The organism is Roseobacter sp. HKCCA2468 (assembly GCF_037805105.1).
Classification (GTDB): Bacteria; Pseudomonadota; Alphaproteobacteria; order Rhodobacterales; family Rhodobacteraceae; genus M30B80.
In genome coordinates, this window is sequence record NZ_JBBLYN010000001.1 from 237,196 (window position 1) to 262,787 (window position 25,592).

The 25,592-nt window shown below is 57.4% G+C and carries 28 protein-coding genes and 2 tRNA genes; 16 read left to right on the forward strand and 14 right to left on the reverse strand.

Features of this window, described 5'->3' with window-relative positions:
* Positions 1-9: 9 nt before the first annotated feature.
* The 3 genes from AAC620_RS01225 to AAC620_RS01235 all read left to right on the forward strand — a co-directional run bounded on the left by AAC620_RS01225 (position 10) and on the right by AAC620_RS01235 (position 3,566).
* On the forward strand, positions 10-1,479 hold the full coding sequence (locus AAC620_RS01225) for a leucyl aminopeptidase (RefSeq protein ID WP_340242466.1): 1,470 nt from the start codon (positions 10-12) through the stop codon (positions 1,477-1,479).
* Entirely contained in the window at positions 1,479-1,961 is a 483-nt protein-coding gene (locus AAC620_RS01230) for a DNA polymerase III subunit chi (RefSeq protein ID WP_340242467.1), read from the forward strand. The genes AAC620_RS01225 and AAC620_RS01230 overlap by 1 nt, the downstream gene beginning before the upstream one ends.
* Before the next feature lie 117 nt (positions 1,962-2,078).
* Positions 2,079-3,566, forward strand: coding sequence for a methyl-accepting chemotaxis protein (locus AAC620_RS01235; RefSeq protein ID WP_340242468.1), 1,488 nt, complete (start codon positions 2,079-2,081; stop codon positions 3,564-3,566).
* A 39-nt stretch (positions 3,567-3,605) separates the two neighbouring features.
* Here the strand turns inward: AAC620_RS01235 and AAC620_RS01240 are convergent, their stop codons facing one another.
* Genes AAC620_RS01240 through AAC620_RS01250 form a run of 3 tightly spaced genes read right to left on the reverse strand, consistent with a single transcriptional unit; the run spans position 3,606 to position 6,727 of the window.
* Positions 3,606-4,196, reverse strand: a complete 591-nt coding sequence (locus tag AAC620_RS01240) for a retropepsin-like aspartic protease family protein (protein ID WP_340242469.1) — start codon at positions 4,194-4,196, stop codon at positions 3,606-3,608.
* Positions 4,197-4,204: 8 nt separating this feature from the next.
* Positions 4,205-4,822 (reverse strand): MarC family protein, encoded by a 618-nt coding sequence (locus tag AAC620_RS01245; protein ID WP_340242470.1) that lies wholly within the window; start codon positions 4,820-4,822, stop codon positions 4,205-4,207.
* A gap of 54 nt (positions 4,823-4,876) precedes the next feature.
* Positions 4,877-6,727: an ABC-F family ATP-binding cassette domain-containing protein gene (locus AAC620_RS01250; protein WP_340243566.1), complete on the reverse strand. Its 1,851-nt coding sequence runs from the start codon at positions 6,725-6,727 to the stop codon at positions 4,877-4,879.
* Positions 6,728-6,830: 103 nt separating this feature from the next.
* Here AAC620_RS01250 and ndk point away from each other — a divergent pair, with 103 nt between their 5' ends.
* On the forward strand, positions 6,831-7,253 hold the full coding sequence (ndk, locus tag AAC620_RS01255) for a nucleoside-diphosphate kinase (protein ID WP_317655052.1): 423 nt from the start codon (positions 6,831-6,833) through the stop codon (positions 7,251-7,253).
* A gap of 55 nt (positions 7,254-7,308) precedes the next feature.
* Here ndk and AAC620_RS01260 read toward each other — a convergent pair whose 3' ends face one another.
* Entirely contained in the window at positions 7,309-7,653 is a 345-nt protein-coding gene (locus AAC620_RS01260) for a TfoX/Sxy family DNA transformation protein (RefSeq protein ID WP_340243567.1), read from the reverse strand.
* Here AAC620_RS01260 and AAC620_RS01265 point away from each other — a divergent pair.
* Positions 7,602-7,919 carry a Hint domain-containing protein gene (locus AAC620_RS01265; protein ID WP_340242471.1) on the forward strand — a complete coding sequence of 106 codons (318 nt, stop codon included), beginning with the start codon at positions 7,602-7,604 and terminating at the stop codon, positions 7,917-7,919. The two genes, AAC620_RS01260 and AAC620_RS01265, sit on opposite strands and share 52 nt — an antisense overlap.
* Before the next feature lie 63 nt (positions 7,920-7,982).
* On the opposite strand, the gene AAC620_RS01270 is transcribed toward AAC620_RS01265, so the two are convergent.
* Both AAC620_RS01270 and AAC620_RS01275 read right to left on the reverse strand, forming a co-directional pair.
* Positions 7,983-8,057, reverse strand: a tRNA-Asn gene (locus AAC620_RS01270).
* Between the two features lie 71 nt (positions 8,058-8,128).
* Entirely contained in the window at positions 8,129-8,926 is a 798-nt protein-coding gene (locus AAC620_RS01275) for an MBL fold metallo-hydrolase (protein WP_340242472.1), read from the reverse strand.
* Between the two features lie 109 nt (positions 8,927-9,035).
* On the opposite strand from AAC620_RS01275, the gene AAC620_RS01280 reads away from it, so the two are divergent.
* The gene (locus AAC620_RS01280) at positions 9,036-10,370 is read left to right on the forward strand and encodes an ATP-binding protein (RefSeq protein ID WP_445322444.1); all 1,335 of its coding nucleotides are present in this window, start codon (positions 9,036-9,038) and stop codon (positions 10,368-10,370) included.
* A gap of 16 nt (positions 10,371-10,386) precedes the next feature.
* Here the strand turns inward: AAC620_RS01280 and AAC620_RS01285 are convergent.
* Positions 10,387-10,463: transfer RNA gene (locus AAC620_RS01285), tRNA-Ile, on the reverse strand.
* Positions 10,464-10,588: 125 nt separating this feature from the next.
* Between AAC620_RS01285 and purM the strand changes: the two genes are divergently transcribed.
* The 3 genes from purM to rnd are packed head-to-tail and all read left to right on the forward strand — an operon-like array spanning position 10,589 to position 13,485.
* Positions 10,589-11,650, forward strand: a complete 1,062-nt coding sequence (purM, locus tag AAC620_RS01290) for a phosphoribosylformylglycinamidine cyclo-ligase (RefSeq protein WP_340242473.1) — start codon at positions 10,589-10,591, stop codon at positions 11,648-11,650.
* On the forward strand, positions 11,647-12,249 hold the full coding sequence (purN, locus tag AAC620_RS01295; protein WP_340242474.1) for a phosphoribosylglycinamide formyltransferase: 603 nt from the start codon (positions 11,647-11,649) through the stop codon (positions 12,247-12,249). The genes purM and purN overlap by 4 nt, the downstream gene beginning before the upstream one ends.
* A gap of 42 nt (positions 12,250-12,291) precedes the next feature.
* A complete protein-coding gene (gene rnd / locus AAC620_RS01300) occupies positions 12,292-13,485 on the forward strand; it encodes a ribonuclease D (protein ID WP_340242475.1) in 1,194 nt (397 codons plus the stop codon).
* Here rnd and AAC620_RS01305 read toward each other — a convergent pair.
* The gene (locus tag AAC620_RS01305; protein WP_317655045.1) at positions 13,482-13,925 is read right to left on the reverse strand and encodes a hypothetical protein; all 444 of its coding nucleotides are present in this window, start codon (positions 13,923-13,925) and stop codon (positions 13,482-13,484) included. The genes rnd and AAC620_RS01305 overlap by 4 nt on opposite strands.
* Positions 13,926-14,053: 128 nt before the next feature.
* On the opposite strand from AAC620_RS01305, the gene AAC620_RS01310 reads away from it, so the two are divergent.
* Positions 14,054-14,479, forward strand: a complete 426-nt coding sequence (locus AAC620_RS01310; protein WP_340242476.1) for a SufE family protein — start codon at positions 14,054-14,056, stop codon at positions 14,477-14,479.
* On the opposite strand, the gene AAC620_RS01315 is transcribed toward AAC620_RS01310, so the two are convergent.
* The 4 genes from AAC620_RS01315 to AAC620_RS01330 all read right to left on the reverse strand — a co-directional run bounded on the left by AAC620_RS01315 (position 14,476) and on the right by AAC620_RS01330 (position 17,463).
* Positions 14,476-15,126 carry a DUF1638 domain-containing protein gene (locus AAC620_RS01315; protein ID WP_340242477.1) on the reverse strand — a complete coding sequence of 217 codons (651 nt, stop codon included), beginning with the start codon at positions 15,124-15,126 and terminating at the stop codon, positions 14,476-14,478. The two genes, AAC620_RS01310 and AAC620_RS01315, sit on opposite strands and share 4 nt — an antisense overlap.
* 6 nt (positions 15,127-15,132) lie before the next feature.
* The gene (locus AAC620_RS01320; RefSeq protein WP_317655041.1) at positions 15,133-15,837 is read right to left on the reverse strand and encodes a corrinoid protein; all 705 of its coding nucleotides are present in this window, start codon (positions 15,835-15,837) and stop codon (positions 15,133-15,135) included.
* A 135-nt stretch (positions 15,838-15,972) separates the two neighbouring features.
* Positions 15,973-16,986 carry a betaine--homocysteine S-methyltransferase gene (gene bmt, locus AAC620_RS01325; protein WP_340242478.1) on the reverse strand — a complete coding sequence of 338 codons (1,014 nt, stop codon included), beginning with the start codon at positions 16,984-16,986 and terminating at the stop codon, positions 15,973-15,975.
* A 162-nt stretch (positions 16,987-17,148) separates the two neighbouring features.
* Complete coding sequence (locus tag AAC620_RS01330) at positions 17,149-17,463, reverse strand: DUF1476 domain-containing protein (RefSeq protein ID WP_340242479.1); 315 nt, start codon at positions 17,461-17,463, stop codon at positions 17,149-17,151.
* Positions 17,464-17,694: 231 nt separating this feature from the next.
* Here AAC620_RS01330 and purC point away from each other — a divergent pair, with 231 nt between their 5' ends.
* The 6 genes from purC to AAC620_RS01360 all read left to right on the forward strand — a co-directional run bounded on the left by purC (position 17,695) and on the right by AAC620_RS01360 (position 23,669).
* Positions 17,695-18,453, forward strand: a complete 759-nt coding sequence (gene purC / locus AAC620_RS01335; protein WP_340242480.1) for a phosphoribosylaminoimidazolesuccinocarboxamide synthase — start codon at positions 17,695-17,697, stop codon at positions 18,451-18,453.
* A 47-nt stretch (positions 18,454-18,500) separates the two neighbouring features.
* Entirely contained in the window at positions 18,501-18,731 is a 231-nt protein-coding gene (gene purS / locus AAC620_RS01340; protein ID WP_317655037.1) for a phosphoribosylformylglycinamidine synthase subunit PurS, read from the forward strand.
* Positions 18,732-18,743: 12 nt separating this feature from the next.
* Positions 18,744-19,781 (forward strand): zinc-binding dehydrogenase, encoded by a 1,038-nt coding sequence (locus tag AAC620_RS01345; protein WP_317655036.1) that lies wholly within the window; start codon positions 18,744-18,746, stop codon positions 19,779-19,781.
* A gap of 18 nt (positions 19,782-19,799) precedes the next feature.
* Positions 19,800-20,468, forward strand: a complete 669-nt coding sequence (gene purQ, locus AAC620_RS01350) for a phosphoribosylformylglycinamidine synthase subunit PurQ (RefSeq protein ID WP_340242481.1) — start codon at positions 19,800-19,802, stop codon at positions 20,466-20,468.
* 83 nt (positions 20,469-20,551) lie between these two features.
* Positions 20,552-22,324 (forward strand): ATP-binding protein, encoded by a 1,773-nt coding sequence (locus AAC620_RS01355; protein ID WP_340242482.1) that lies wholly within the window; start codon positions 20,552-20,554, stop codon positions 22,322-22,324.
* 22 nt (positions 22,325-22,346) lie between these two features.
* Positions 22,347-23,669: a sigma-54-dependent transcriptional regulator gene (locus AAC620_RS01360; protein ID WP_340242483.1), complete on the forward strand. Its 1,323-nt coding sequence runs from the start codon at positions 22,347-22,349 to the stop codon at positions 23,667-23,669.
* Positions 23,670-23,677: 8 nt separating this feature from the next.
* On the opposite strand, the gene AAC620_RS01365 is transcribed toward AAC620_RS01360, so the two are convergent.
* Entirely contained in the window at positions 23,678-24,220 is a 543-nt protein-coding gene (locus AAC620_RS01365; protein WP_340242484.1) for a hypothetical protein, read from the reverse strand.
* Entirely contained in the window at positions 24,220-24,843 is a 624-nt protein-coding gene (locus AAC620_RS01370) for a hypothetical protein (protein ID WP_340242485.1), read from the reverse strand. The genes AAC620_RS01365 and AAC620_RS01370 overlap by 1 nt, the downstream gene beginning before the upstream one ends.
* Between the last annotated feature and the right edge of the window lie 749 nt (positions 24,844-25,592).

Below are 25,592 nucleotides of genomic sequence, written 5' to 3' on the forward strand. Positions count from 1 at the left end.
AGGATCTTCATGACCCGTCCATCCGCGACACAGTTTTGCGAAATTGATCTTGATGCGCTTAAGGGGCTTTCGGGAAAGATTGCCTGTTTGGCCACGCCAGAGGGTGGTTTGGATGCAGCGGGGCGGCGGTTGAACCGCCTGAGCAAAGGCGCGGTGGATCGGGCGCTTGGCAGCCCTGCATGGGAGGGATTAAACGCGGGCGATGTCATGGTCTTGGCCTATCCTGCGGGCATGTCAGCAGAGGCCGTGTTGCTCCTCAAAACAGAGCGCCGCGTCACCGCGCAAGCGGCACGCCGCGCGGGCGCTAAATTGCGGGTCGCGGCGGGCAAATCAGAGTTGCATATCTGTGCGGGCAATTTCGCACGCAGCGCGGATTTGGCGCTTGGGGTGGTCTTGCGGGGCTATGAATTTGGCGATCACAAGTCCAAAACCCCCGAAAGCTATGGCAGTGTCACGCTCTATTGCAGCAAACCTGATGAGATTGCCACAAAGGCCGCGCCGCTTTTGGCGCTGGCGGAAGGGGTGTTTTTCACCCGCGATCTGGTCAACGCCCCAGCCAATGTTCTGACGACCACCAGTTTTGCCGAACAGCTCAGCGATTTGGCCGCGCTTGGCGTCAAGGTCGAGGTTCTGGATGAACCCGCGCTCGAAAAATTGGGAATGCGCGCCCTTTTGGGGGTTGGGCAAGGCTCGGAAAGCCCGTCCAAGGTTGTGGTGATGGAATGGATGGGCGCAGGTGATGCGCAGCCCTTTGCCCTCGTGGGCAAGGGGGTTGTGTTTGACACAGGCGGCATCAGCCTAAAACCCGCCGCAGGCATGGAAGATATGACCATGGATATGGGCGGCGCAGGTGTGGTTGCGGGGGTGATGAAAGGTCTGGCCTTACGCAAGGCGCGCGCCAACGTGGTTGGTCTGGTTGGCTTGGTTGAAAACATGCCCGATGGTCGCGCGCAGCGTCCTGGGGATGTTGTTGTCTCAATGAAAGGGGACACAATCGAGGTCATCAATACCGATGCCGAAGGGCGCCTCGTTCTGGCGGATGTGCTGTGGTATGCGCAAGAACGCTTTGCCCCACGCGCGATGATAAATTTGGCCACGCTGACAGGCGCAATTATCATTGGACTGGGCCATGACAATGCAGGCGTTTTTGCAAATGATGATGCGCTTTGCGCAGCCTTCCTAAAGGCCGCGAAAGCCGAAGATGAAGGCGCATGGCCGATGCCATTGGATGACAGCTATGATGACCTGATCAAAAGCCGCATAGCCGATATTAAAAACACAGGCGGGCGGCCTGCGGGCTCGATCACAGCGGCCAAATTCCTGCAGCGTTTTGTCAAGAAAGACATGCCTTGGATTCACCTTGATATTGCAGGCGTTGCTTCGATTGCAAAGGACAGTAAATACGCCCCCGCAGGGGCAACAGGTTGGGGCGTTTTGGCACTGGATCGGTTGATCCAAGATATGTTTGACGAAGGCTGATGTCCGAACTGTGGTTCTACCATCTGACCCGCTCGCGGCTTGAGCAAGTTTTGCCCATGCTGATTGAGCGCGCTTTGGCGCAAGGGTGGCGCGTGGCCTTGCGCGCGCCCGATGCGCAAAGCGTGGCGCGGATGGATGACCTTTTATGGGCCGCGCATCCGCCCGAGCGTTTTCTGCCCCACGGGGTCGAGGGCGGGGCGGATGCCGAGCTTCAACCCATTCTCATTGGCACAGGCGATCTGCGCGCCAACCGCCCTGATTATCTGGTGGCGATTGGCGGGGCCACGATCACACCTGAGGACTGCGCAGGCCTGACCCGCGCTGTTTTGGTTTTTGACGGCCAAGATGAGGCATCCGTCACCCATGCGCGCACCCATTGGCGCAGTTTTGCTGAGGCGGGCCTGCGTCTTCAATATTGGTCGCAGGCCTCAGGCGCGTGGAAAATGGAACGCGAACATCCACAACCTTCGACAAAAGATTGATGTTTCGATGAAAAACCAAATTGCTTTGACGAATTATTAGGACTCCATCCTCTAGAACCCTCGTCACCTTGGGCCATGATTGCGCGCCCATCAGTCGTTGAGGAGAGGGTCTGGCCCATGGTTGCCTATGAATTTGATCAACATCTGCCCGAATTCAATTTGGTCGGGGACGACCTAAACCTATTGGCCAATGTGGGCACGCTTATTGTGCCCGAGATTGATGCCGTTCTCTCGGAATTCTACGCCCATGCCTTGAACGATGCCGATTTGGCCAAATATTTCAAAACAGAGGCTTCGGTTGATCATGCGCGCATGGCGCAAAAGGCGCATTGGATCAACCTGTTTTCTGGGCGTTTTGATGCGGATTATTTCGCCTCGGTGCAGCGCGTGGGGGCGATCCATGCCAAGATTGATCTGCCCCTTTTTGCCTATGTTTCCGCCTATTCCAAGGCAACGGGACGGTTGCTTGAGGCGCTGACGCGCAAGGCGCAAGTGCCGCCAAAACGGTTTCGGGGGGTGCGTGAAACGGATGACCGCTTGGGGCCGATGCTATCGGTTCTCAGCCGCGCCTTTGCCTTTGATATGCAATGCGTGGTGGAGGTGACGATTGGCATCTGGCGTGACGAACAGCAGCGCCTTTTTGACCATATGGAGGTCGCAGTTGGCGCCTTGGCCGAAGGAAATTTGGGTCATGTGATCCCTGACCCAGATTATAGCGATTTTCCAAGACGCTATGACCCGATGCGGAGGGATTTCAACGCAACTGTCGCCCGTTTGGCTGCGATTGTGCGCGACATCGGGGCCTCAATGGAAAAGTTGATGCATGAAACCGAATCCGTGACCCGCGCCGCACAGGATTTGTCGGGGCGCACCGCCTCGCAGGCGGCCTCGCTGGAGCAGACCGCAGCCGCGATGGAGGAGTTGACTGTCTCCGTCCAAGGGTCGGCCCAAAACACCCGCGCCGCAGCCGATGTTGCGCGCGAAGCCCGCCAAGAGGTGACCCGCGGGGCAGGGGTTGTGTCCGATGCCGCAAAGGCGATGGAAATGATCAAGCAATCTTCGGATCGCATTTCCCAGATCACTGGTGTGATTAATGATATTTCTTTCCAAACCAATCTTTTGGCCCTGAACGCTGGGGTCGAGGCGGCCCGCGCGGGGGATGCAGGGCGCGGTTTTGCGGTGGTGGCCCAAGAGGTGCGCGCCTTGGCCGCCAAATCCAGCCAAGCGGCGCGTGAGATTGATCAATTGATCAGCGAAAGCGCCGCGCATGTCTCCTCAGGTGTCGGCCTGATGGATGAGGCAGGCAACACCCTAGAAGGGATCGTTGTCAGTTTCGAAAGGGTATCGGTTTTGGCGGGCGAAATTGCATCGGCGGCGCAAGAACAGTCCCAAGGTTTGGGCGAGGTCAACCTCTCGGTTGGTCAAATGGATGAGATTACACAGAAGAACGCGCAAATGGTGGAGCAGACCAATGACGCGTTGCATAAGCTTAACCTGCAGGCCAAAGATGTTCAGCGTCTTCTGGTCAGTTTGCAAATCGAACCCAATTCACCCGCCTCAACGGGGGCAGGGCGTGGCCCTTCGGCCCGTGGGATTGCGGCATAAATGATGAAAGCGCGCGGGGTGGGGGGATTGGCCTGCGCGTTAGCGTTCTAAAATCATTTCGCCATTTTCAATCACGATCCTGCGAAAGCCGTTTAAAAATTCCATCCCGAGTAGGCTGTGGTCCATCTCGCCGCCATTGATGACGGCAGCGATGTTCTGCGCAGTGGTCGTGCCCAGAGCAAGCCGCGCTATGCGCACAGGCGCGGTGGAAATGCGCCCGTTGGCCGTATTGGCGCGCCCTGAGAAAACGATGCCCTCAAGATTGAAGCCTGCGCGTGTCGCATCTTGGCGTGATAACACAATTTGGCTTGCGCCCGTATCAATCATGAACAGCACGGGCACATCATTGACCTGCAAGGTCAGATAATAATGCCCATCCATCGCGCGGGACAAAATGATATCCCTGCCAGTGTCGCGCATTTGCGCCAAACCGCTTGAGGCGCTGCGAAAATCATTCCAAAGGCCAATGCCTGCGACTGTGCCAATGATAATAAAGAACCACAGCGCGCTATGGCGCAGAAGTCGGCCCAAATTCCGCCGATGTGCTGCAATCGCATAGCCCAGAACCGCGACAAAAATAGCGCCAAGGTAGACAAGCTGCGGGATATCTTGCAGATCAAAAGCCCCCATCTTGCCCCTCATAACACCTGTAAATCGCGCATCCCATCAATCACGAATTGCACGGAAAGCGCGGCCAAAAGCATGCCCAACAATCGTGTGACCACGTTGATCCCCGTTGGCCCCAAGGCGCGCTCCAATGGGGTGGAGAGCAAAAAGAGCGAAAATACACAGATCAAAACCGCCGCCATCACGCCATGTACCGCCAAAACCCATGCGATGTCGCCGTCCATCTGGCCCGTCATAAGGATCATGGTCGCCAAGGCACCAGGGCCTGCGATCAGGGGGGTGGCGAGTGGAAAGACGCTTGGGTCGTCCTTATGGGGTTGATCCGCCTGTTCCTGTCGGCGGGCGCTGCGCCGCTCAAACAGCATATCAAGCGCGGTCAAAAACAATAAAATCCCGCCCGCGATGCGAAAGGCTGGCATGGAAATACCAAGGAAGTTCAAAACGGCCTCCCCCGCCACGCCAAAAAGCGTCAACAAGGCAAAGGCGATCAGGGTCGCCCGCAGCGCAATCTTCCGCCTTTCCGCCACGCCCATGCCGCGGGTCAGCGCGACAAAGAGCGGCGCCAAACCGATAGGATCAATAATGACAAAAAGCGCCACAAAAACGGGGATGAGGGTCGCGAATTCCATACCCTATCCCTGACCTTTGAGGGGGCAAAGGTCAAATGAAATCGGGGGAGGGGGCTATTCTTGCAACGCCGCGTCAAGCCGCGCCTGTGCTGCGACCCAAAGTGCCTCGGCGCGCGCTAATCCTGCTTCGACTTCAGTGAACTTCGCCTGCCATTGCGCCAATTCAGATGCTTTGGCAGCCTCATAGAGCGCAGGATCAGCCAGTTTCACCGAAAGTTTCTCATGCATCTCCATGATCTTTTCGACCCGCGCTTCGGCACGGCGCAATTCGGCGCGCATCTCTTTGATCTCGTCATGGCTTGGGCGGGGCGCGGTTGGGGCGGGCTTGTCTTTGCTGGGTTTTTCTGGCCGCGCCCCCAAGAGGGTGGCGCGATAACTGTCCAAATCGCCCTCATAGGGGGCAACCCGCCCATTTGCGACCAGCCACAACCGATCGGCCACGAGCCCCAAAAGGTGCATATCATGGCTGACCAAGATCACCGCACCCGAATAGGCCGAAAGTGCCTCGACCAAGGCCTCGCGGCTTTCGATATCCAGATGGTTGGTCGGCTCATCCAAGATGAGCATATGCGGCGCGTCCAAAGTTGCGAGCAACAAGGACAATCGCGCCTTTTGCCCGCCCGATAATTGGCCAACTTTGGTTTCGGCCTGCGCCGCCGCCAGACCAAACCCCGCAAGTCGTGCGCGGTGGCGTGTCGGCGCCTCCTCGGGGCGCGCGCGGCGCAGGTGATCAAGCGGGGTTTCGTCCAAATGCAATTCGTCAACCTGATGCTGCGCGAAATACCCGACCCGCAACTTGGAGGAGGCGGTGACACTGCCTGCCATTGCCGCCAATTTGCCTGCAATCAATTTGGACAGGGTCGATTTGCCCTCGCCATTGCGCCCAAGCAGAGCGATGCGGTCATCCTGGTCAATACGCAAATCCAGCTTTGACAGCACCGCGCGCCCCTCATAGCCAACACTTGCCCCGTCCAGCCGCAAAATAGGCGGCGAGAGCGTCTCGGGTTCGGTGAAGGTGAAGACAGTGCGGGCCGCGTCTTCGGGGGCGCGGATGGGTTCCATTCGTTCCAGCATCTTAAGCCTTGCCTGTGCCTGCTTTGCTTTCGAGGCTTTGGCGCGGAAGCGATCCACGAAACTTTGCAAATGCGCGCGCCGCGCCTCTTGTTTTTTGGCTTCTGCCGATTGCAGCGCCCGCTGCGCCGTGCGGGTTTTGATGAAATCATCATAGCCGCCCGCGTAAAGGGTCAATTTTTGATCGCTTAAATGCAAGATATGCCCCACCGCGCGATTGAGCAGTCCGCGATCATGGCTGATGACAAGGACAGTGTGCGGATATTTGGCCAGATAGGCCTCAAGCCAGAGCGCCCCCTCAAGGTCGAGATAGTTGGTGGGTTCGTCCAAGAGCAGGAAATCAGGTTGCGAGAAAAGAACAGCGGCCAAGGCCACGCGCATCCGCCACCCGCCCGAAAAATCGGAACAGGGGCGGGCGGTTTCCGCATCGGTAAAGCCCAAACCCCGCAGGATCGTGGCGGCGCGCGCCTCGGCCGACCAAGCATCAATATCGGCAAGCCGTGTTTGCACCTCGGCCATGCGTTCGCCCGTAGCGGTTTCCGCCTCGGCCATGAGGGCGGCGCGCTCTGTATCGGCGGCCAAGACAGTATCGAGCAGCGACACCGCGCTGCCAGGCAATTCTTGGCTGACGCCGCCGATGCGCGCGCGCGCGGGAATCTCAATCCCCCCCCCATCAAGCGATAATTCCCCCTTGATCAGACGAAACAGCGTGGTCTTGCCCGCGCCATTGCGCCCGACAATGCCCACCTTATGCCCCGTGGGGATGGTCGCGCTGGCCCCATCAAACAGGGGACGACCCGCCATAGAAAAAGAGAGATCAGATATGCGCAACATGCGCGGCTCATGCACGGCTTGGCGCGTGCTGTCAATCGCGGCTTCCCTATTCTGATCCCTCATGTTATGGCCGCGCCAAATTCACCTTCCCATGGAGAGACCAATGGCCGTGCAACGCACATTTTCCATCATTAAACCCGATGCAACCAAGCGTAACTTGACGGGTGCAATCAACGCAAAGATCGAAGCAGCGGGCCTGCGCATCATCGCGCAAAAGCGCATTCACCTGACCCCCGCACAGGCAGGCGTGTTCTATGCCGTGCATAAAGAGCGCCCTTTCTACGGCGAGCTGTGCGAATTCATGGCGTCTGAGCCCGTTGTTGTTCAGGTTCTGGAAGGCGAAAACGCGATTGCGAAATATCGCGAAGTCATGGGCGCCACCGATCCTGCCGAAGCGGCAGAGGGCACAATCCGCAAAGATTTCGCGCTGTCTAAGGGCGAAAACTCGGTTCACGGGTCAGACGCCCCTGAAACCGCTGCGGAAGAGATCGCTTATTTCTTTGCAGGCCTAGAATTGGTCGGCTAAGCCGATCACCATAGTCCTTGAATGAGGGCCGCATAGCCAATCGGCTGTGCGGCTTTTATTTTGCGCGCAAGCCAATAATATCCATTTGGCGTTCAAATTCGCTGCGGTCTGGATCGTGGTGGTCATTGCAAATCTGATCAAAACTTGCGCGCAATTTGACTTTCTCAGCCCCTTTGCAATAGTTCCAAGCGCGACCTTGAAGTGCCATATGCAGAACGTAATACATGATAAAATGGGGTGATACCCCTGAGTGTAACAGCGCGATATAGACCTGATCTGCCCCCAGTTCGCGCAAGTCTGAGGCGGTTTTGATCCCAGCCTTGCGCAGTTTTATTGGCCGCCAAGCATTTGACCGCCCATGCGGGCATTGATCAAATTCGCCCCGAGGCAGGCATCGAATATTGGCATTTCATGTTCGACAACCACGAATTGGTCGCATCAAACGGGCTGCTGACCGAGTCGCTCTTTACAGGCCCCGAGGCGGTCAAAGCCATCCCCGCAGAGGCGCGGGACGAGCTGTTCACCCTCTTCCCCGATTTGCGCCATATCGAAGACTGCCCCACAGAGCACAAAGCCCCCGTGCGCCCCGTGCCACGCGGCGCAGCCGGCCGCCGCTTGGTCGAACGCCACATCCGCAATCAAAAAGAATTGGTCATGCGCGCATAAACTGGGCCACGCCTTTAGAACTCCGCCCTGCAACGGGTCTGCCAATTTAAATTTCAGGAAAATTGGCTCCGGCGGTAGGGATCGAACCTACGACCAATTGATTAACAGTCAACTGCTCTACCGCTGAGCTACGCCGGAACACGTTGGGCCGTATAGCAAGACGATTTTTGCGCGTCCAGTGCTTTGGGGCGAAAAAATCGTTCTTTGGATCAAATTCTCGAAAAACCTGCCTCGGCGCTGAGGGGGCTATCTGGTTTTGCCTGATTTTCTTCAATCAATCCAATGAGATGCGCCAAAATGTTGCGCTCAGCCATCGGGTGTAGCAGGGGCTGAAGATCGGGGTAGATTTCGGCGCGCAGGCTGCTGAGGCTGCGCGGGGTTGCTGTGAGGGCTGAAAGAATCTGGCCATGTCGCATCGCGCGATGGGCGCGCAACTCGGCACAGCGCGCGCGGGGGTTCGCAATCGCGGCCCCATGGGCGGGCAAAAGCCGCTTTGGCCCGCGCGCCTCGATCGCGGCGAGCGAGGTCAAATAGGCCCCCAAATGACCATCAGGCGGAGAAATCAAGGTGCTTGACCAATCCATGACGATATCGCCGCAAAATTCGACATCTTGCCATGCGACATTCATATGGTTGCCCATATGGCCGGGGCTGTGATGGGCAGTGATGCGCCAGTCTTCCGTCTCGACCACGGCCCCATTGGGCAGGGCGATATCGGGGATGAAGCCGTGATCCACCCCCTCGCCACCGCCCAGATCAGGCAGCGTGCTGCGCCCCATATCCCATGGGCCTGCCGCCAAAATGGGCGCCTGTGTTGCCGCGGCCAAAGGGCGGGCGAGGGCGCTGTGATCCAAATGCGCATGGGTGACAAAAATATGGGTGATCCGCCCGCCCTGCGGCACGGCTGCGAGGATAGCAGCCAGATGCTGATCTGATGCGGGCCCGGGGTCAATCACGGCGATAGAGCTTTCCCCCAGCATATGGGTCAATGTGCCTTCTGCCGTCATGGGCGAAGGGTTTGGGGCGCAGATGCTGCGTAAAAGTGAGCCATGCTCGGTCATCATCGGGCGTGTTTTTCCTTTGGCGCTTTGCGCGGGCCGCGGCTATAGATGGCCTATGTTGACGCGATTGATCAAGAAAATGCTGCCACGCGGCCTTTATGGGCGGGCTGCGCTGATCATGCTTGTGCCGATTTTGACGATCCAACTTGTTGTCTCTGCGGCGTTTTTGCAGCGCCATTTTGACGGGGTGACGCGTCAGATGATGGAGGGGTTGGCGGTTGAGCTGCGCTTTATCATCCAAGAGATTGAGCGCGGCGGGATTTGGGCAGGTCGCAGTGTGGCCGCCCCGCTTGAGATCAGCCTTTTTGAGGGTGGGGCCAAGCCATTTGAGAGCGGTGGACTGGAGGCGCGCGCCTTTTATGACCTCTCGGGGCGCAGTGTGATTGAGGTTTTGCGCCGTGCGGTGCCTGAGGTGACATGGATTGATCTGATCACCGATGATCGCAAAGTGATGATCGGGCTGCGTCTTGCCGATGGCACGCGCGTGGATGCCGAGATTGCACGGCGGCGTGTATCGGCTTCGAACCCGCATCAATTGTTGGTCTTGATGGTGTTTACGGGCATTTTGATGACCACTGTGGCGTTTCTCTTTCTACGCAACCAACTGCGCCCCATTCGCCGCTTGGCGCGGGCGGCAGAGGATTTCGGCAAAGGCCGCATCGTGGATTATAGCCCCGCAGGGGCATTGGAGGTGCGCAGTGCGGGCCGCGCCTTCCTCGATATGCGCAATCGTATTGAAAACCAGATCGAGCAGCGCACCATGATGCTCTCAGGTGTCAGTCACGATTTGCGCACCCCGCTGACGCGGATGAAATTGGGCCTGAGTGTCATGGATGAAAGCGAAGATGTGACAGCCCTGCGCCGTGATGTCGAGGAGATGGAAACCTTGCTCGAGGCGTTTCTTGATTTCGCCCGTGGCGATGCATTGGATGATTTGGCGGAATTGGATATTGAAAAATTCCTGCGCGAGATTGTCTCGGATGCCACGCGGTCAGGGGCGCAGATCAGCTTTGCCCATTCTTCGAACAGTGGGATGCTTCAGGATTATACGGCCACATTCCGACCTGCGGCGCTGCGCCGTGCGCTTGGCAATTTGATTTCAAACGCGCAGCGATATGGCAGCGAGGCGCGTGTGACCTTGTCGCTTACGCCGCGTCAATGGCGCATTTCTGTGGAAGATGACGGGCCAGGCATCCCCGCAGATCAGCGCGAGGAGGCTATGCGCCCCTTTGTGCGGTTGGATGTGGCGCGAAACCAAAATCGCGGCTCGGGCGTTGGATTGGGTTTGGCGATTGCGCAAGATATCGCACGGCGGCATGGCGGGCGGTTGACTTTGGGGCAAAGCGCGGATCTGGGCGGATTGAAAGCAGATATCATTCTGCCGCGATAGCCGTGATGGGGGGAAATGGTAGGCCCGGCAGGACTTGAACCCGCAACCAAAGCGTTATGAGCGCTCTGCTCTAACCAATTGAGCTACAGGCCCCCGTAGGGCTTGGGTTACTGCGCCAATGCGAGGGGGTCAAGTATTGGATCACTCGCTTATGGACGAAGGCGGCGAAGATCGGTATCAGGGCGGAAAATCACGCCCCCTGATGAAAGGCCCGACCGATGCCCGCAGATGCGCAAGCGCCCAAAAACAGCCTCACCTATGCCCAAGCGGGTGTTGATATTGATGCGGGCAATGCGCTTGTTGATCGGATCAAACCAGCCGCTGCCGCGACTGCGCGGGCGGGGACGATGTCGGGACTGGGCGGTTTTGGGGCTTTGTTTGATCTCAAAGCCGCAGGATATCATGACCCGATTTTGGTCGCCGCCACCGATGGGGTTGGCACCAAGCTGCGCATCGCGATTGATACGGGCGCGGTGGACACCATCGGCATTGATCTGGTGGCGATGTGCGTGAATGATCTGGTCTGCCAAGGGGCGGAGCCTTTGTTCTTCCTTGACTATTTTGCTACGGGCAAATTGGCGGTGGATCAGGCTGCGCGGATCATCGAAGGGATTGCCGAGGGCTGTGCGCAATCGGGCTGTGCCTTGGTTGGAGGGGAAACCGCCGAAATGCCCGGTATGTATGACGCAGGCGATTTTGACCTTGCGGGCTTTGCCGTTGGCGCGATGGAGCGTGGCGCAAGCCTGCCTGCCAATGTCACGGCGGGCGATGTGATCCTTGGCTTGGCCTCGGACGGGGTGCATTCAAACGGCTATTCTTTGGTGCGGCGCATTGTTGATGTGTCGGGTCTGGCATGGGCTGACCCCGCGCCCTTCGCCCCTGAGACAAGCCTTGGCGCCGCGCTTTTGGCCCCAACACGGCTTTATGTGAAGCCTATTCTTGAGGCGATCCGCGCAGGCGGGGTGCATGGGTTGGCCCATATCACGGGCGGTGGTTTGACCGAGAACCTGCCCCGTGTCCTGCCGCAGGGGCTTGGCGCGCGGATTGATTTGGGCGCTTGGGGCCTGCCACCCGTGTTCCAGTGGTTGGCCGAAACAGGCGGGATTGAAACGCGCGAGATGCTCAAGACCTTTAACGCAGGGATTGGGATGTGCGTGGTGGTCGATGCGGCTGAGGCCGATGCCATTGCGCGGCTCTTGGTGGCTGCGGGTGAAACCGTGACACGGCTTGGCGTGGTTGAGGCGGGCTCTGGCGTGAGCTATGAGGGCGCGCTTTCGTGAAACGGGTCGCCATCCTGATTTCAGGGGGTGGTTCCAACATGGTGGAACTGCTCAATTCAATGACGGGGGATCACCCCGCGCGGGCCTGTGTGGTTTTGTCGAATATCCCTGATGCGGGCGGTCTGGCCAAGGCAGAGGCCGCAGGCGTGCCAACGGCCGTGGTCGATCACAAACCCTTTGGGGCTGATCGCGCGGCCTTTGAGACGGAAATGGCCAAGGCGCTTGGCCAATATCAGCCTGATATCATCGCGCTTGCGGGTTTTATGCGGGTTTTGACCGCTGAATTTGTGGCCCGCTATCAGGGGCGGATGCTGAATATTCATCCTTCGCTCTTGCCCAAATATCGTGGCCTGCATACCCATGCCCGCGCGATTGAGGCAGGGGATGACATTGCAGGCTGCACAGTGCATGAGGTGACCGCCGATTTGGATGATGGCCCGATCTTGGGGCAGGCACGCGTCCCTGTGGTGGCGGGGGATACGCCCGAAACATTGGCTGCACGGGTTTTGGTGCAGGAGCATCGCCTTTACCCTGCCGTTTTACGCCGCTTTGCTGCGGGGGATCGCAGCCCGCTGATATTTGAGGATGCTGCGCCCTGATCTAGGGGGGGCTTTCCTTTTCCTGCGCCTGTTCGTAAACCCGTGTATCGCGGAAAAATTGAAGAAGTAACGCCCTTGCCGAAGACGCTGACAACCACATCCGAATTGGCCGAATTTTGCGAGGCCGCCGCACAGCACCCTTATGTGACCGTTGACACCGAATTCCTGCGCGAGCGCACCTATTACGCGCAGCTGTGTCTTGTTCAATTGGCGATGCCGGGCACGGATGACAGTGGCGCGGTTTTGGTTGACCCGCTGGCCGAAGGCATGTCGCTTGAGCCGCTTTATGAGCTGTTCCGCAATCCTGATGTGGTCAAGGTGTTCCATGCTGCGCGGCAGGATCTCGAGATCTTTCATGTCGAGGGCGGGCTCGTGCCTGCGCCCCTCTTTGATACGCAAGTGGCCGCAATGGTCTGCGGATTTGGCGATCAAGTGGGATATGAAACTTTAGTGCGCAAAATTGCCAAGTCCGCGCTGGATAAATCCTCACGCTTTACCGATTGGTCGCGGCGTCCTCTATCTGATGCGCAAAAAACCTATGCCTTGGCCGATGTCACGCATCTGCGCCAGATTTATGAATATTTGTCCGCGCAACTGGCCCGATCTGGGCGTAGTGCATGGATGGAGGAAGAATTGGCGCAGCTGACCAATGCGAACAGCTATATCGTAAATCCAGATCACGCGTGGATGCGGATCAAAATGCGCTCAAGCTCGGGCAGGCTTTTGGCGGTTGTGCGCGAATTGGCCACATTCCGCGAGGCCTATGCGCAGGACCGTAACATCCCACGCTCGCGCGTCTTCAAAGATGATGCTTTGATGGAATTGGCCTCGACCAAGCCGCGCTCTTTGGCAGATTTGTCGAAATCGCGCCTATTGCTGCGCGAGGCGCGGCGGGGCGATATTGCGGAAGGCATTATTGCGGCGGTCAATCGCGGCATGGACACGCCACCCGAAAAATTCCCCAAATTGCCAAATGGGCCAGATCGCAGCGACCTCAACCCTGCCTTGGCGGATTTGCTGCGTGTCTTGCTCAAGGCCAAGGCCGATGAGGCGGGCGTTGCACAAAAGCTGATCGCGTCCAGCGCGGATTTGGACAATATCGCTTCTGGCCATTTGGATGGCCTGTGGCGCAAAGGTTGGCGCGGCAAGGTCTTTGGCGAGGACGCATTGCGCCTTGTTCAAGGCGATGTGGGCCTTGGTGTCAAAGGCAGCAAAGTAGTTTTGTTCGAACTTTAACGCGACACCGTGCGGCGGTTATTGGCCCCTTGCACGCTGATCCGTGTGACACCGCGCAGTTCATTCGCGCTGCGGAAAGTGCCGACCAGAATTTCGCGTGTGCGCGGCGCACCTTCTGCCGTGTCATCCCGCGGGGGAACCACGCGGAATTCGAACAGCATGAGCCCATCCTCATTGGAAATCTCGACCAGTTCGGCCTCCCAATAGCCTTGACGCTCTGCGCGTCCTACGGCGCGGATGATGGCGCCGCCGTCAACCTGATCCGCCTCAAGCGAGATGACATCTGCGACAAGCGGGCGTGGATCGACAAATTCCTCGACCTGCACAACCTCGATCCGCTGCTCTTGGCGGTCATTTCCGAACCAGTTGAAGGGGTTCAGCCGCGTGGAACAGCCCGCAAGCCCCAAGATCATCGCAGCAAAAATGGCAGTGCGCAGCATATTGGCCCCTCTTGGCAAAGCATCACCCTTTGAGTGCTACCCTATCAGGGCGGTTTTGAAAAGCGCCTCTGGACGAATGGGGGGCTGCGCTTTAGGTCAGGGGGAGGTGACAAAAGGATGAGGGCAGAATGGCCAGCGAACGCTTTGAGGAAATCGCAGACACATTCGAATTTCTGGACGATTGGGAAGACCGCTATCGCCATGTGATCGAATTGGGCAAAGCGATGGAGCCCTTGCCCGAGGCGATGCGCGTTCCCGCCACCAAGGTGGATGGTTGCGCCTCGCAGGTCTGGATCATGCCGCGGATCGAAGGGCAGGGGCCAGAGGCTCGGTTCGACTTTCAAGGTGAAAGTGACGCGATGATTGTGCGCGGCTTGATTGCGGTCTTGCACGCGCTTTATGCGGGCCTGAGCATTGCCGAGGTTCTGGCGGTTGATCCACGGGCCGAATTGGCGCGGTTGGGGTTGAATGACCACCTCTCTGCGCAGCGCTCAAACGGGTTGCGGGCCATGGTCGAACGCATCCACCTATTGGCGGCAGAAGCGCGGGGTTAATCCCCCCATTTTTTCAGGGCCGTTTCAAGATCACCATAGCCCGTAAAGCGGCGTTCAAAAGCAAGGCCGAGAAAATCGGCACAGGCCTTGGCTTTCTCGGTTAAGATGGCGTCATCTGTCTGCGCCTGATAAACTAGCTTTTCGTAATTGCCAAAATAGATATCCCGCAATTCGGGGTGTTTATCGAGGCCAAGAGGGCGGGTGACAAAAGCGTCAAACTGACGGGTAAGGAAATCCGTCAGGTAAAAGGCTGTGACCTCGCCCAATTCTTCAAAGCGGGCATTGCCCTCGAAAAAGCTGTAGCAATGTGGGCCTTCGAGCATTTCAACGCCAAGCGCGGCGCAGCGCGCGGCCAAAGCCCCGCCTGTGCCGCAATCGGCATAAAGCACATAGATACTGTCGTAATTCCCTCGCGCCCGCGTGACCGCCGCTTCAACCGCGTCAGGGATCAATTCGGGGCGATTGTGCAAAATGGCGGGCAGGCATTGCAGGTCAAGATGGTCAAACCCATTGGCCGCTTTGATCGCCAAAACCTCATGCGCCAAGGCCCCGCAGGCCAAAAGCAAAACCCGCCCCCTGCCAGATGCTGAAACGCCGCTATCGCGTAACGTGTCGTCATCTGGCAGATGCAGGGCGGGCTTTGTCATAATCGCTTAATGCGCGGCCATTTGGTTGTGTTTGCGCAGAACGAACTCCTTGGCGGTTTCCACGGCCACGGCCGCGTCACGGCAATAGGCGTCTGCGCCAATCGCGCGGCCAAATTCTTCGTTCAAAGGCGCGCCGCCGACCAACACGATGTAATCATCGCGGATGCCTTGCTCTTTCATCGTGTCGATCACGACCTTCATATAGGGCATGGTCGTTGTCAAAAGTGCGGACATCCCCAGAATGTCGGGAGTCTCTTTTTCCAAGGCTTCAAGATAGGCTTCGACCGCGTTGTTGATGCCAAGGTCAACCACTTCAAAACCTGCGCCTTCCATCATCATGGTGACAAGGTTCTTGCCGATATCATGGATATCGCCCTTTACCGTGCCAATCACCATTTTGCCTATACGGGGGGCGCCTGTTTCTGCCAAAAGCGGCTTAAGGATGGCCATGCCACCCTTCATCGCATTGGCCGCCATCAGAACCTCGGGCACGAACAAGATGCCATCACGGAAATCGTGACCCACAATGGTCATACCACCCACTAAGGCCTTGGTCAGGATGTCGTAGGGGGCCCATCCGCGCTCAAGCAGAATGTTAACCGCCTCTTCGATTTCTTCTTTTAGACCATCGTAGAGGTCATCAAACATTTGTTGGACAAGTTCGTCATCGTCCAGTTCTGAGAGGATGATTTCATCATTTTCGTCAGACATCTCAAGCGTCTCCTGAAGCGGCACTCAGCCGATAGCGTTTGAACGATTACCTAAGCTCTTCGCGCCACCAGACGCGCAAATTTACGACATCACGACCGCCGCAGGCGACCTTTGCCCATGCGATTGCATACCAAATTAGCTGCGGCGGCGGCCTGTGCGCTCGCGGCGCTGCGGGCCATTGCCATCCGTGCCATCCGACCCTGAGGAAAAGCCGCCCAATTCTTCGGCGATCTGTTCAAGGCTTGGAACCGCGCCGCGCGGGGTCTCTTCTAGCGCCTTGCGCATCGCCGCAAGATGGACAGGTTGGGTGCCGCAACAGCCCCCGATGATCTTGGCCCCTGCATCGCGAGCCAGAACAGCGTAACGGGCCATCAACTCGGGGGTGCCATCGTAATGGATATGGCCATCAACGTATTTGGGGATGCCTGCATTGCCCTTGGCAATCACGGGGCGCTCGTTGCCCGAGGCGCGAAAGCCTAGAACCGTGCGCATCAAATCCGAGGCCCCAACACCGCAATTTGCGCCATAGGCCAAGGGTTTGTGATCCAGTTTCTCAACCAAATCCGACATCGCGGCGGAGGTGACGCCCATCATCGTGCGCCCTGCCGTGTCAAAGCTCATGGTGCCGCACCATGGCATACCCGCAAGTTTGCAGGCTTCGGCTGCGGCGGCGTATTCTTCGGGGGCTGAGATTGTCTCAACCCAACATACATCCGCACCGCCTGCCTTAAGCCCTTCGGCCTGTTCATGGAACATCTCCACGGTGGCCTCGTGGGTCAAAGGCCCCATTGGCACCATGATCTCACCCGTTGGCCCCATGGACCCTGCAACGACCACCTCGCGGCCAGAGGCATCAGCGACTTCGCGCCCAATTTCTGCGGCAATTCGGTTTAGGTCAAAGGCACGATCTTGGGCATCATGCAATTTCAGCCGTGCACGCGTGCCACCAAAGGAATTGGTCAAGAAGATATCGGAACCCGCATTGACAGCCCCGCGATAGAGTTCGGCAATACGGTCAGGGTGATCTTCGTTCCACAATTCTGGCGCATCGCCCGATTGCAGCCCCATGTTAAAGAGGGTCGTGCCCGTTGCGCCATCGGCCATCAGCCAATCGCGGGTTTCCAAAAGGGTCTGCAAACGGTTCGACATAATAAAATTCCTTGTGTCACATCAGCTGCGACATGGCCCCTCTGGAGCAATGATGCAAGCCCGAAAATCCACATGATCTTTATGAAAAATCTGCGAGGTCAAAAAAGAAACACCCCGCGCAACAGATGCACGGGGTGCGCAGAATTGGGGCAGGGGTGGTGATTAATTTTCGTTCACCAATTGGGTCTTGGCCTCGATCAAGAGCGCGTCAAATTTTGCGCGCAGCTCATCTTCCGAAACTTTATCGCCCAAATCCGCCTTCAGCTTGCCGATGACATCCTCGTGGCCTGCTTCCTCGAAATCAGCGCGGATCACCTCTTTGGCATAGGCCTCGGCCGCATCGCCCGTTTTGCCCAAGATTTCGGCGGCCCATAGGCCCACCAGTTTATTGCGGCGCGCTTCAAGCTTGAACTTCATTTCTTCATCATGCGCGAATTTTGCTTCGAACGCGTGTTCACGGTCGTCAAATGTGCTCATTAATCTGTCTCCTTGGGCGGTGAGCTTGCGGTTTATCCCTGTGATAGCCTTAGCAGGGTTTTGGCCGCAAGCGGTGATTGGCAATCCAACTTGCGACACAGCGCGCTTTGGTCTATTGCGCGGACAAGAGAGAGCGGGGCGCAGCATTGGTTTGGGCCAGATGCGGCGTTGCAGCACGCCCCCGATCTCAGACCACCACCTGCCTCCCGCAGATCAGGGATTGGAGACATCATGGCACGGCGCAAAAAAATCTACGAAGGCAAGGCGAAAATCCTATATGAAGGCCCCGAGCCAGGCACATTGGTGCAATATTTCAAGGATGACGCGACCGCCTTTAACGCGGAAAAGCGCGCCACGATTGACGGCAAAGGCGTGTTGAACAATCGCCTGTCCGAATTTTTCATGTCGGGTCTGAATGCAATTGGCGTTCCAACCCATTTCATTCGCCGCCTGAATATGCGCGAGCAGTTAATTCGCAGCGTTGAGATCATCCCGCTTGAGGTGGTGATCCGCAATGTCGCCGCGGGTTCTATTTCCAAGCGATTGGGGATTGAGGAGGGCACAGCCCTGCCGCGCCCGATTGTTGAATTTTACTACAAGGATGACGCGCTGGGTGATCCTTTGGTGGCTGAAGAACATGTCATTGCCTTTGGCTGGGCCAGTCAGCAAGATTTGGACGATATGGTCGCGCTAGGCTTGCGGGTGAATGATTTCCTGTCTGGCCTGATGATGGGTGTCGGCATTAAATTGGTGGATTTCAAAATCGAAATCGGCCGCATTTGGGAGGGCGATTATATGCGCCTGATCGTGGCCGATGAAATCAGCCCCGATAGCTGCCGCTTGTGGGATATGAAAACGGGCCAGAAGTTGGACAAAGACGTCTTCCGCCGTGATTTGGGCGATTTGGCAGATGCCTATACCGAGGTGGCCAAGCGCCTTGGCGTTTTGCCTGATCAGGGCACGATGTCAGGCCCGACATTGGTGAATTAAGCGAAGCCCTGCTTCGCAGATTGAACGTAGACAGAAAGGCAAAAGTAATGCGCGCAACCGTGACCGTGATGTTGAAGCAGGGGGTTCTTGATCCACAAGGCGAGGCGGTGCGCCATGCGCTGGGCGCTTTGGGCTTTGAGGGTGTTTCGGGTGTGCGTCAGGGTAAAGTGATTGAGCTTGATCTGGCTGATGGCACCACCGAAGACCAAATTCGCGAGATGTGCGAAAAGCTTTTGGCCAATACTGTGATCGAAAGCTACCAAATCGCGATCAGCTAAAGGGGTCTGTCGATGCGTGCTGCCATCCTGCGTGAATATAACAAAGACCTGTCTATTGAGACTGTGTCAGACCCTGAATGCCCCGAAGACGGGGTGATCCTCAAAGTTCTGGCTTGTGGCGTTTGTCGCTCTGACTGGCATGGTTGGGTGGGGGAACACCCACGCATCAAACCCGGTCAAATCGGCGGGCATGAATATTGCGGCGAAGTGATCGAAGCAGGACCGCGCGCCACCTATAAAAAGGGGGATCGTTTGGTTGCTCCCTTTATTCTCTCCTGCGGCTCTTGTCCGACCTGTCAATCTGGCGCGGGTCATACCTGCCCCAATCAACGCTTGCCGGGCTTTACTGAGCCGGGCGCCTTTGCCGAATATGTCGCCGTTCCCTTTGATCATAACCTTGCGCGCTTGCCCGAAACTCTGTCACCGACTGTTGCGGCGGGGCTCGGGTGTCGTGTGACCACATCATGGCACGCGCTGACGGGGCGCGCGGCTGTGCAGGCGGGGGAATGGGTCGCGGTGCATGGCACGGGCGGCATTGGCCTTTCTGCCGCGATTTTGGCCAAGGCGCTTGGGGCTTTTGTGGTTGTCGTTGATGTCGTGCAGGAAAAGATCGACCATGCCCTGTCTTTGGGCATTGATGCAGGCGTGAACGCCCGTGATGGCGATGTCGCGGCCAAGATCATCGAAATCACCAAGGGCGGCGCGCATGTCAGCATCGAGGCCCTCGGGATCGAGGCCACGGTTGCAGGCTCTATTGGATGTCTGCGCCCCTTGGGGCGTCATGTGCAGGTGGGCATGCCCGTTGGGCATACAGCCCAGATGCAGATTGATATGAACACGGTCTATATGCGCAATCTGGCCCTTTACGGAACGCGCGGCATGCCCTCTTGGCGGTATCCAAGCCTGTTGGGTTTGATCGAGGCGGGGCGCGTGGATATGTCCCCCCTGATTGCGCGGGAAATCCCGCTTTCGCAAACAGGGGCCGAGCTGGCCGCATTCAATGGCCCAACGCCGCCCGGTGTGGCGGTCATCACTGATTTTACGTCCTGACGAAAGGAACCCCCCAAGATGAAAGCCGCCGTTCTTGTGTTTCCCGGATCGAATTGTGACCGCGATCTGAAGCGCGCCTTTGAACAGGCGGGCTTTTCCGTGGATATGGTCTGGCACAAGGACACCAAACTGCCTGAAGGGGTGGATTTGGTCGGTGTTCCGGGCGGGTTTTCTTATGGCGATTATTTGCGTTGCGGCGCGATTGCTGCGCAATCGCCCATTTCAGGCGCGTTAAAATCCCATGCGGATCGGGGCGGGTATGTGTTTGGGGTTTGCAACGGGTTCCAAATCTTGACGGAGACCAAATTGCTGCCCGGTGCGCTGCTGCAAAATATGTCGACCCGCTATATTTGCAAAACGGTTGGGTTGCGCGTGGAAAACACGCAAAGCGCCTTTACCACCGCCTATGAACAGGGCGCTGTGATCGAGGTGCCAATCGCGCATCATGAGGGAAATTATCAAGCCGATGCAGAGACGCTTGCGCGCTTGAACGGCGAGGGGCGGGTGGCATTTCGCTATGTCGAAAACCCCAATGGCGCGGTCGAGGATATTGCAGGCATCCTATCAGAAAACCGCCGCGTTTTGGGGATGATGCCGCATCCCGAGCGCGCCTGCGAGCCATTGCATGGCGGCACGGATGGTGCGGGCGTTTTTGCTGGTTTGGCACAGGCCTTGGTTGCGGCCTAGCGCGGCTCTGCCATCGGCAAGACATCGCGCAAGCGTGATCTAATCTTCTTGTCTGGCCTGCAGGGCGCGCGTAGGTTTGCGCCATGAGCCTAAACACACGCCCCACTCTTGAACCCCGCCGCTTGCGTGCCTTACCACGCCTAAGTGGCGTTTGGGTTTTACGCCTGTTCTTGGCGCTGTTCTTGGTGGGCTTTATCGTGACGATCTGGGCGGCCAACCTGTTTTTGACCGAGCGCCTGACCGAAAGCACCCGCAACCGCGCAGAAATTCGATTGGCGCTCTATTCTGGCACGATCATGTCAGAGCTACAGCGCAGCTCTGTTGTGCCGCTGTTGTTATCGCGCGACCCTGTCCTCATCACTGCGCTGCGCGAGGGGGAATTTACGGCCACCTCACAACGCCTGATTTCTTATTTGGATGAAATCGGGGCGGCCTCTTTTGTTTTGCTGAACCGCTCGGGCCGTGTTGTTGCTGCGACCGACCGCGCGCGGCTTGGGGAATTGCGCGCAAGCGAGCCTTTTTTTGTGCAAGCGGTGCGCAGCGCAGATACGGTCTTTACCTCAAACGAACCTGCCACTGGGCGGTATGACTTTACCTTTTCGCGCCATATCACTGATAACAATCAGCTTTTAGGCGTGATCATGGTTGAGGTGAACTTGGCCCGTGTGGTCGAACAATGGCGCGGGGCATCCGAGGCTGTGTTCATCACCCAAGGGTCAGGCGAGATCATTTTGGCAACTGAACCCCGTTGGCGTGGCTTGATTGAGGCGGATGCCTTGGCCCGCCAAGATGCCCCATCGGCCATTCGCCGTGCCATTGAGAATGCGGGAGATTGGGCCTTTGGCGAGGAGGGGTATGTGTTTGGCGATGACACGCTGCGCCTTGCCCAAGATATGCCCTTTCGCGGGTGGGAAATCGTGTCCTACACCGCCTATGCCTCGGTGCGTGAGCGGGTGAACGGGGTATTGGCCCTTTTGACAATGGGCTTTGCCCTTGTGCTTGCGGGCGCGTTTTACCTGTTGTCGCGCCGCGCGCGGTTGCAAACGGCCGTGTTTCAACGCGAAAGTGCGGAATTGCGCCGCCTCAATGATCGCCTCAGCCGCGAGATTGCCGAGCGCGAAAAAGCGCAGCGCGATTTGGAGCAGGCCGAATTGTCGCTTGCACAGAGCCAGAAATTGGCCGCCTTGGGGGAAATGTCCGCTGCTGTCAGCCATGAGTTGAACCAACCGCTTGCGGCCATGAAAACCTATCTGGCAGGGGCGAAATTGCTGTTGCAGCGCCGCCGCCCTGATGAGGCGATGTCCTCCTTTCAGCGCATTGACGATCTGATTGAGCGTATGGGGGCGATCACGCGGCAGCTCAAATCCTATGCCCGCAAAGGCGGCGACAGTTTTACCCCTGTTGATCTGCGCGATGCGATCACAGGCGCGATGACCATGATGGAGCCGCAAATGCGGCAGATGAAGGTGGAAATCGCACAAATCATCCCCAACCAGCCTGTGATGATCTTGGGCGATATCGTGCGGCTGGAACAGGTGATCATCAATCTGTTGCGCAACGCCCTTGATGCGATGAAAGGCCAAGAGACGCGGCGCATTGAAATCCTGTTGGCCGAAGGGGATGAGGCGGTTCTCTCGGTGCGTGACAACGGGGCAGGGATCGAAGATTTAGATCAACTCTTCGAGCCGTTTTACACCACCAAGAAGCCCGGTGAAGGGGTGGGGCTTGGCCTTGCGATTTCTTCGGGCATTGTCACTGATTTTGGGGGCCGTTTGCGCGCACGCAACAGCGACACAGGCGGCGCGGTATTTGAAATCAGGCTGCCGCGTCATCAGATAAAGGGTGCCGCAGAATAGGCGGCGAAAGGATCGGGTTGGAATGAAAGTTGTGATTGTCGATGACGAGCAGGATATGCGCCAATCCATCAGCCAATGGTTGGCCCTTTCTGGGTTTGAAACCGAAACCTATGGCAGCGCGGAAGAGGCGCTCAAAGAGATCACATCCGATTTCGCGGGCATTGTGATCAGTGACATTCGTATGCCCGGCATGGATGGGATGGCCTTTCTCAAACGGCTGAATTCTATCGATCACAGCCTGCCTGTGATCATGATAACGGGCCATGGCGATGTGCCAATGGCGGTCGAGGCGATGCGCATCGGCGCTTTTGATTTTCTCGAAAAACCCTTCGATCCCGAAAAGATGAGCAGCCTTGCCAAACGCGCGATCCAAGCGCGGCGTTTGACCCTTGATAATCGCTCGCTCAGGCGGGAACTCAGCGATGGCACAGGGATCATGCGCCGCTTGGTGGGCACAAGCCCCGCGATGGAGCGTCTGCGCGAGGATATTCTCGACCTTGGCCAAGCCGATGGTCATGTCCTGATCACGGGCGAGACGGGCACGGGCAAAACCCTTGTTGCCCATGCCCTGCACGCGGTCGGCCCCCGTGCGGGCAAACCCTTTGTCACCGTCACCTGTGGCGCGCAGGACGAGGCGCAGTTGCGCAGCCTGATCTTTGGCGCAGAAGAAAACGATCTGGCCCGCCCCGCCCTAGAGGCCGCGCGCGGCGGCACATTGGTGCTTGAGGATGTCGAAACCCTCAGCGATGCGCTGCAGGCGCGGCTGCTCTCGGCCTTGGACGAGGCGCAAAGCGCGGGCCGCGATCTGCGCATCATTGCTATTTGTAACGGGGCTGAAGGGGCCGCGGGGTGCGAGGCGGCGCTCAGGCCCGATCTGTTTTTCCGCTTGGCTGCGATGCGCATCGCGCTGCCCCCCTTGCGGCAGCGGGGCGAGGATGTGCTGACGCTGTTCGCGCAATTCGCGGAAAACTATGCCGAAGAATACGGCACCGACCCGATCCACCCCAATGCCCAAGAGGCCGCGCAGATGTTGCAGGCCCCATGGCCTGGAAACCTGCGTCAATTGCTGAACTTGGCCGAGCGCGCCACGCTGCAAGCCCGCCGTGGCGCGGCCTCGATCACGGCGCTATTGATGAATGACACGACCGAGGTGGTGCCGCAGGATATGGGCGAGGGCAAACCCCTCAAAGAATATGTCGAGGCGTTCGAGCGGATGCTGATCGACAACACCATGCGCCGCCACCGCGGCTCCATCGCCGCCGTGATGGAAGAACTTAGCCTACCAAGACGCACCCTGAACGAGAAAATGGCGAAATATGGGCTGAGTAGGTCGGATTATTTGTGAGGGGGGTGTCAGGATTGATCCGACCGCTGTTTAGCCTGCTTGGCCGCCTTTTTGGCATCACTCACAACCTTTGGCCTTGAATCTTCAAGGGCGGCTTCATAACGCTCCATTTGAATCTTCATCAATGACCCAGGGAGCGAAAACGAGGCGAGAAAAACAAAAGTGGCGAGCCCCAAGAACACTATTTGAAGCCACTTGAGAACATTCAGCATTTCTGGTGGTGTAAGGAACATTGCTAAAGCCACGCCAAGCGTCAGAAGGTAGAAAAAGAACAACAGCTGCTGACGAATCAACTTGCGCCGAACAGTCTCTTTCATCCGCTGTAAATCGTCCCATGTTCGAGCCTGCTGTAACGTTGGTTCGGCAATGAACGTGATGACCGCAATCAGGAAACCCGCAAGAATGGAAAATATGGTGACAACGGTGTTAACCGCATCTGAGTTATCCGCGACCATCGGCTGGAAGCGATAGCCAATGAAGCACGACAGTCCTATGGCAGCAGCAAGTTGCGCCACCCTCCACCAGTCTGTCTGCTTCAGCCAATTCGGCATTACGCCTCCAACTGCCCGTTTGTCAGCAATTCTGCCATATATGTTTCCATCTCATCCCACGTCTGAAAAACACTCACGGTATTTGCAGCCGCTTCGATGCTAACCTCTTTTCGGACTGAAACCTCGTGCGGTCTAATGGTACTCCTGTCTCGAAGATGGATCACAAAGGAATCCGCCTCCTCATCCTCAACCACCTCCTCGGAAAACTCGTTAAGGCCATTTTTCGCAACGTCCAGATCGCCTGTGGGCACCTTGATGGATACGGTGACGGTAACACGTTCCGCGCTACGCAATTGTTCCACAGATTCATCGCGCGCGGTTACAGCCTTGAAAGCATCACCAAAACTGCGTTTGAATGTCCTCCACATACTGTCACTTCTCGCGCCGTCAATCACCTCGCTTGCGGTGACCTCTGAAATGTCAAATTGAAGATCGATACCCATTACCCCGATAGCATGAATGATCGCGAGCTTGTCCGGGCTTCCAATTCGCACAAGCTCAAATTGCCGTGCCGCGTCTGAAAAACCGGCTTTTCGGAACAACTGCTGTAAATAGATGCGCAGTGAGCCAGCATTGCGTCCGCAATTCATACTGATCACGTGATTGCCACGGATCAACGCCATTAGGTCTGAATTCAGGAAGTTCTCTCCAGGCTCAGGCGCTCTCTCGCCCACTACAACTTCGGGTGCAGGTGTAGTCGGAATTGTTCCAACTCCCTGTCCATCGGTGTATTTGCCACAGTGGATTGCAAAACCGTTACCATTGCACTCGCACGAGCGAAGCCCACAGCTAGATCGGTTGTCGCTGAAAGTAATTGTCCTTTCGGCCTGAGTTTGGAATTGACCCCACGCTTGCCGAACGAGGTGCTCCAAGTTTTGTCCAGCATCGAGAAAGCGGGCGCGGCGATATTCTAGAACTTTTTTTGATCTTGCCAATTTCATAACCCTCTGATTGGGGCACTCGAGGTGCAGTTGCTTCGACAGAATAAATTTATATATATAAATTTACAATATATAGGCTGCGACTGTGGTTTGCGTGTGTCAGCGTTCAGTTGTCTTGACTGCGGTAGGGTTACCCCCCCCAAAAAAAACCCATTGCCCTCTTCCCCGCTCTGCCTCTATGGTGATTGGGATGATCTGGCGGTTTGAGCCAGCTGGACATCTGCAAAGTTTATCTGCCCCCTTCTTGAAGCGCGTCCGAAAACCCGCGCGGGAGAGAGGGCAGGATGCCAAAGCCTGACCGCCGCCCTTGTGCTGCCCTCAGGCCCATCTAACCCCCCGCGCAAGCGGGACATAATGGGAGAGGCGCGGGCGAGTGCACGCGCAGCTTCGGAGATAAATCGCGATGAAACGCGTGCAGATCAGCCAAGTGA

Coding starts and splice junctions, on each gene's coding strand:
- AAC620_RS01305 (WP_317655045.1), bottom strand. CDS start 13,925: ATGCTGCGCACTGCCATTTTTGCTGCGATGATCTTGGGGCTTGCGGGC.
- AAC620_RS01370 (WP_340242485.1), bottom strand. CDS start 24,843: ATGGCGTTGATCCGTGGCAATCACGTGATCAGTATGAATTGCGGACGC.
- AAC620_RS01280 (WP_445322444.1), top strand. CDS start 9,036: ATGTTGACGCGATTGATCAAGAAAATGCTGCCACGCGGCCTTTATGGG.
- AAC620_RS01310 (WP_340242476.1), top strand. CDS start 14,054: ATGGCCAGCGAACGCTTTGAGGAAATCGCAGACACATTCGAATTTCTG.
- AAC620_RS01345 (WP_317655036.1), top strand. CDS start 18,744: ATGCGTGCTGCCATCCTGCGTGAATATAACAAAGACCTGTCTATTGAG.
- AAC620_RS01240 (WP_340242469.1), bottom strand. CDS start 4,196: ATGGGGGCTTTTGATCTGCAAGATATCCCGCAGCTTGTCTACCTTGGC.
- AAC620_RS01330 (WP_340242479.1), bottom strand. CDS start 17,463: ATGAGCACATTTGACGACCGTGAACACGCGTTCGAAGCAAAATTCGCG.
- AAC620_RS01355 (WP_340242482.1), top strand. CDS start 20,552: ATGAGCCTAAACACACGCCCCACTCTTGAACCCCGCCGCTTGCGTGCC.
- purQ (WP_340242481.1), top strand. CDS start 19,800: ATGAAAGCCGCCGTTCTTGTGTTTCCCGGATCGAATTGTGACCGCGAT.
- AAC620_RS01315 (WP_340242477.1), bottom strand. CDS start 15,126: ATGACAAAGCCCGCCCTGCATCTGCCAGATGACGACACGTTACGCGAT.
- AAC620_RS01365 (WP_340242484.1), bottom strand. CDS start 24,220: ATGCCGAATTGGCTGAAGCAGACAGACTGGTGGAGGGTGGCGCAACTT.
- AAC620_RS01250 (WP_340243566.1), bottom strand. CDS start 6,727: ATGTTGCGCATATCTGATCTCTCTTTTTCTATGGCGGGTCGTCCCCTG.
- purC (WP_340242480.1), top strand. CDS start 17,695: ATGGCACGGCGCAAAAAAATCTACGAAGGCAAGGCGAAAATCCTATAT.
- purM (WP_340242473.1), top strand. CDS start 10,589: ATGCCCGCAGATGCGCAAGCGCCCAAAAACAGCCTCACCTATGCCCAA.
- AAC620_RS01360 (WP_340242483.1), top strand. CDS start 22,347: ATGAAAGTTGTGATTGTCGATGACGAGCAGGATATGCGCCAATCCATC.
- AAC620_RS01245 (WP_340242470.1), bottom strand. CDS start 4,822: ATGGAATTCGCGACCCTCATCCCCGTTTTTGTGGCGCTTTTTGTCATT.
- AAC620_RS01225 (WP_340242466.1), top strand. CDS start 10: ATGACCCGTCCATCCGCGACACAGTTTTGCGAAATTGATCTTGATGCG.
- AAC620_RS01275 (WP_340242472.1), bottom strand. CDS start 8,926: ATGACGGCAGAAGGCACATTGACCCATATGCTGGGGGAAAGCTCTATC.
- bmt (WP_340242478.1), bottom strand. CDS start 16,986: ATGTCGAACCGTTTGCAGACCCTTTTGGAAACCCGCGATTGGCTGATG.
- AAC620_RS01230 (WP_340242467.1), top strand. CDS start 1,479: ATGTCCGAACTGTGGTTCTACCATCTGACCCGCTCGCGGCTTGAGCAA.
- AAC620_RS01235 (WP_340242468.1), top strand. CDS start 2,079: ATGGTTGCCTATGAATTTGATCAACATCTGCCCGAATTCAATTTGGTC.
- purS (WP_317655037.1), top strand. CDS start 18,501: ATGCGCGCAACCGTGACCGTGATGTTGAAGCAGGGGGTTCTTGATCCA.
- ndk (WP_317655052.1), top strand. CDS start 6,831: ATGGCCGTGCAACGCACATTTTCCATCATTAAACCCGATGCAACCAAG.
- AAC620_RS01320 (WP_317655041.1), bottom strand. CDS start 15,837: ATGTCTGACGAAAATGATGAAATCATCCTCTCAGAACTGGACGATGAC.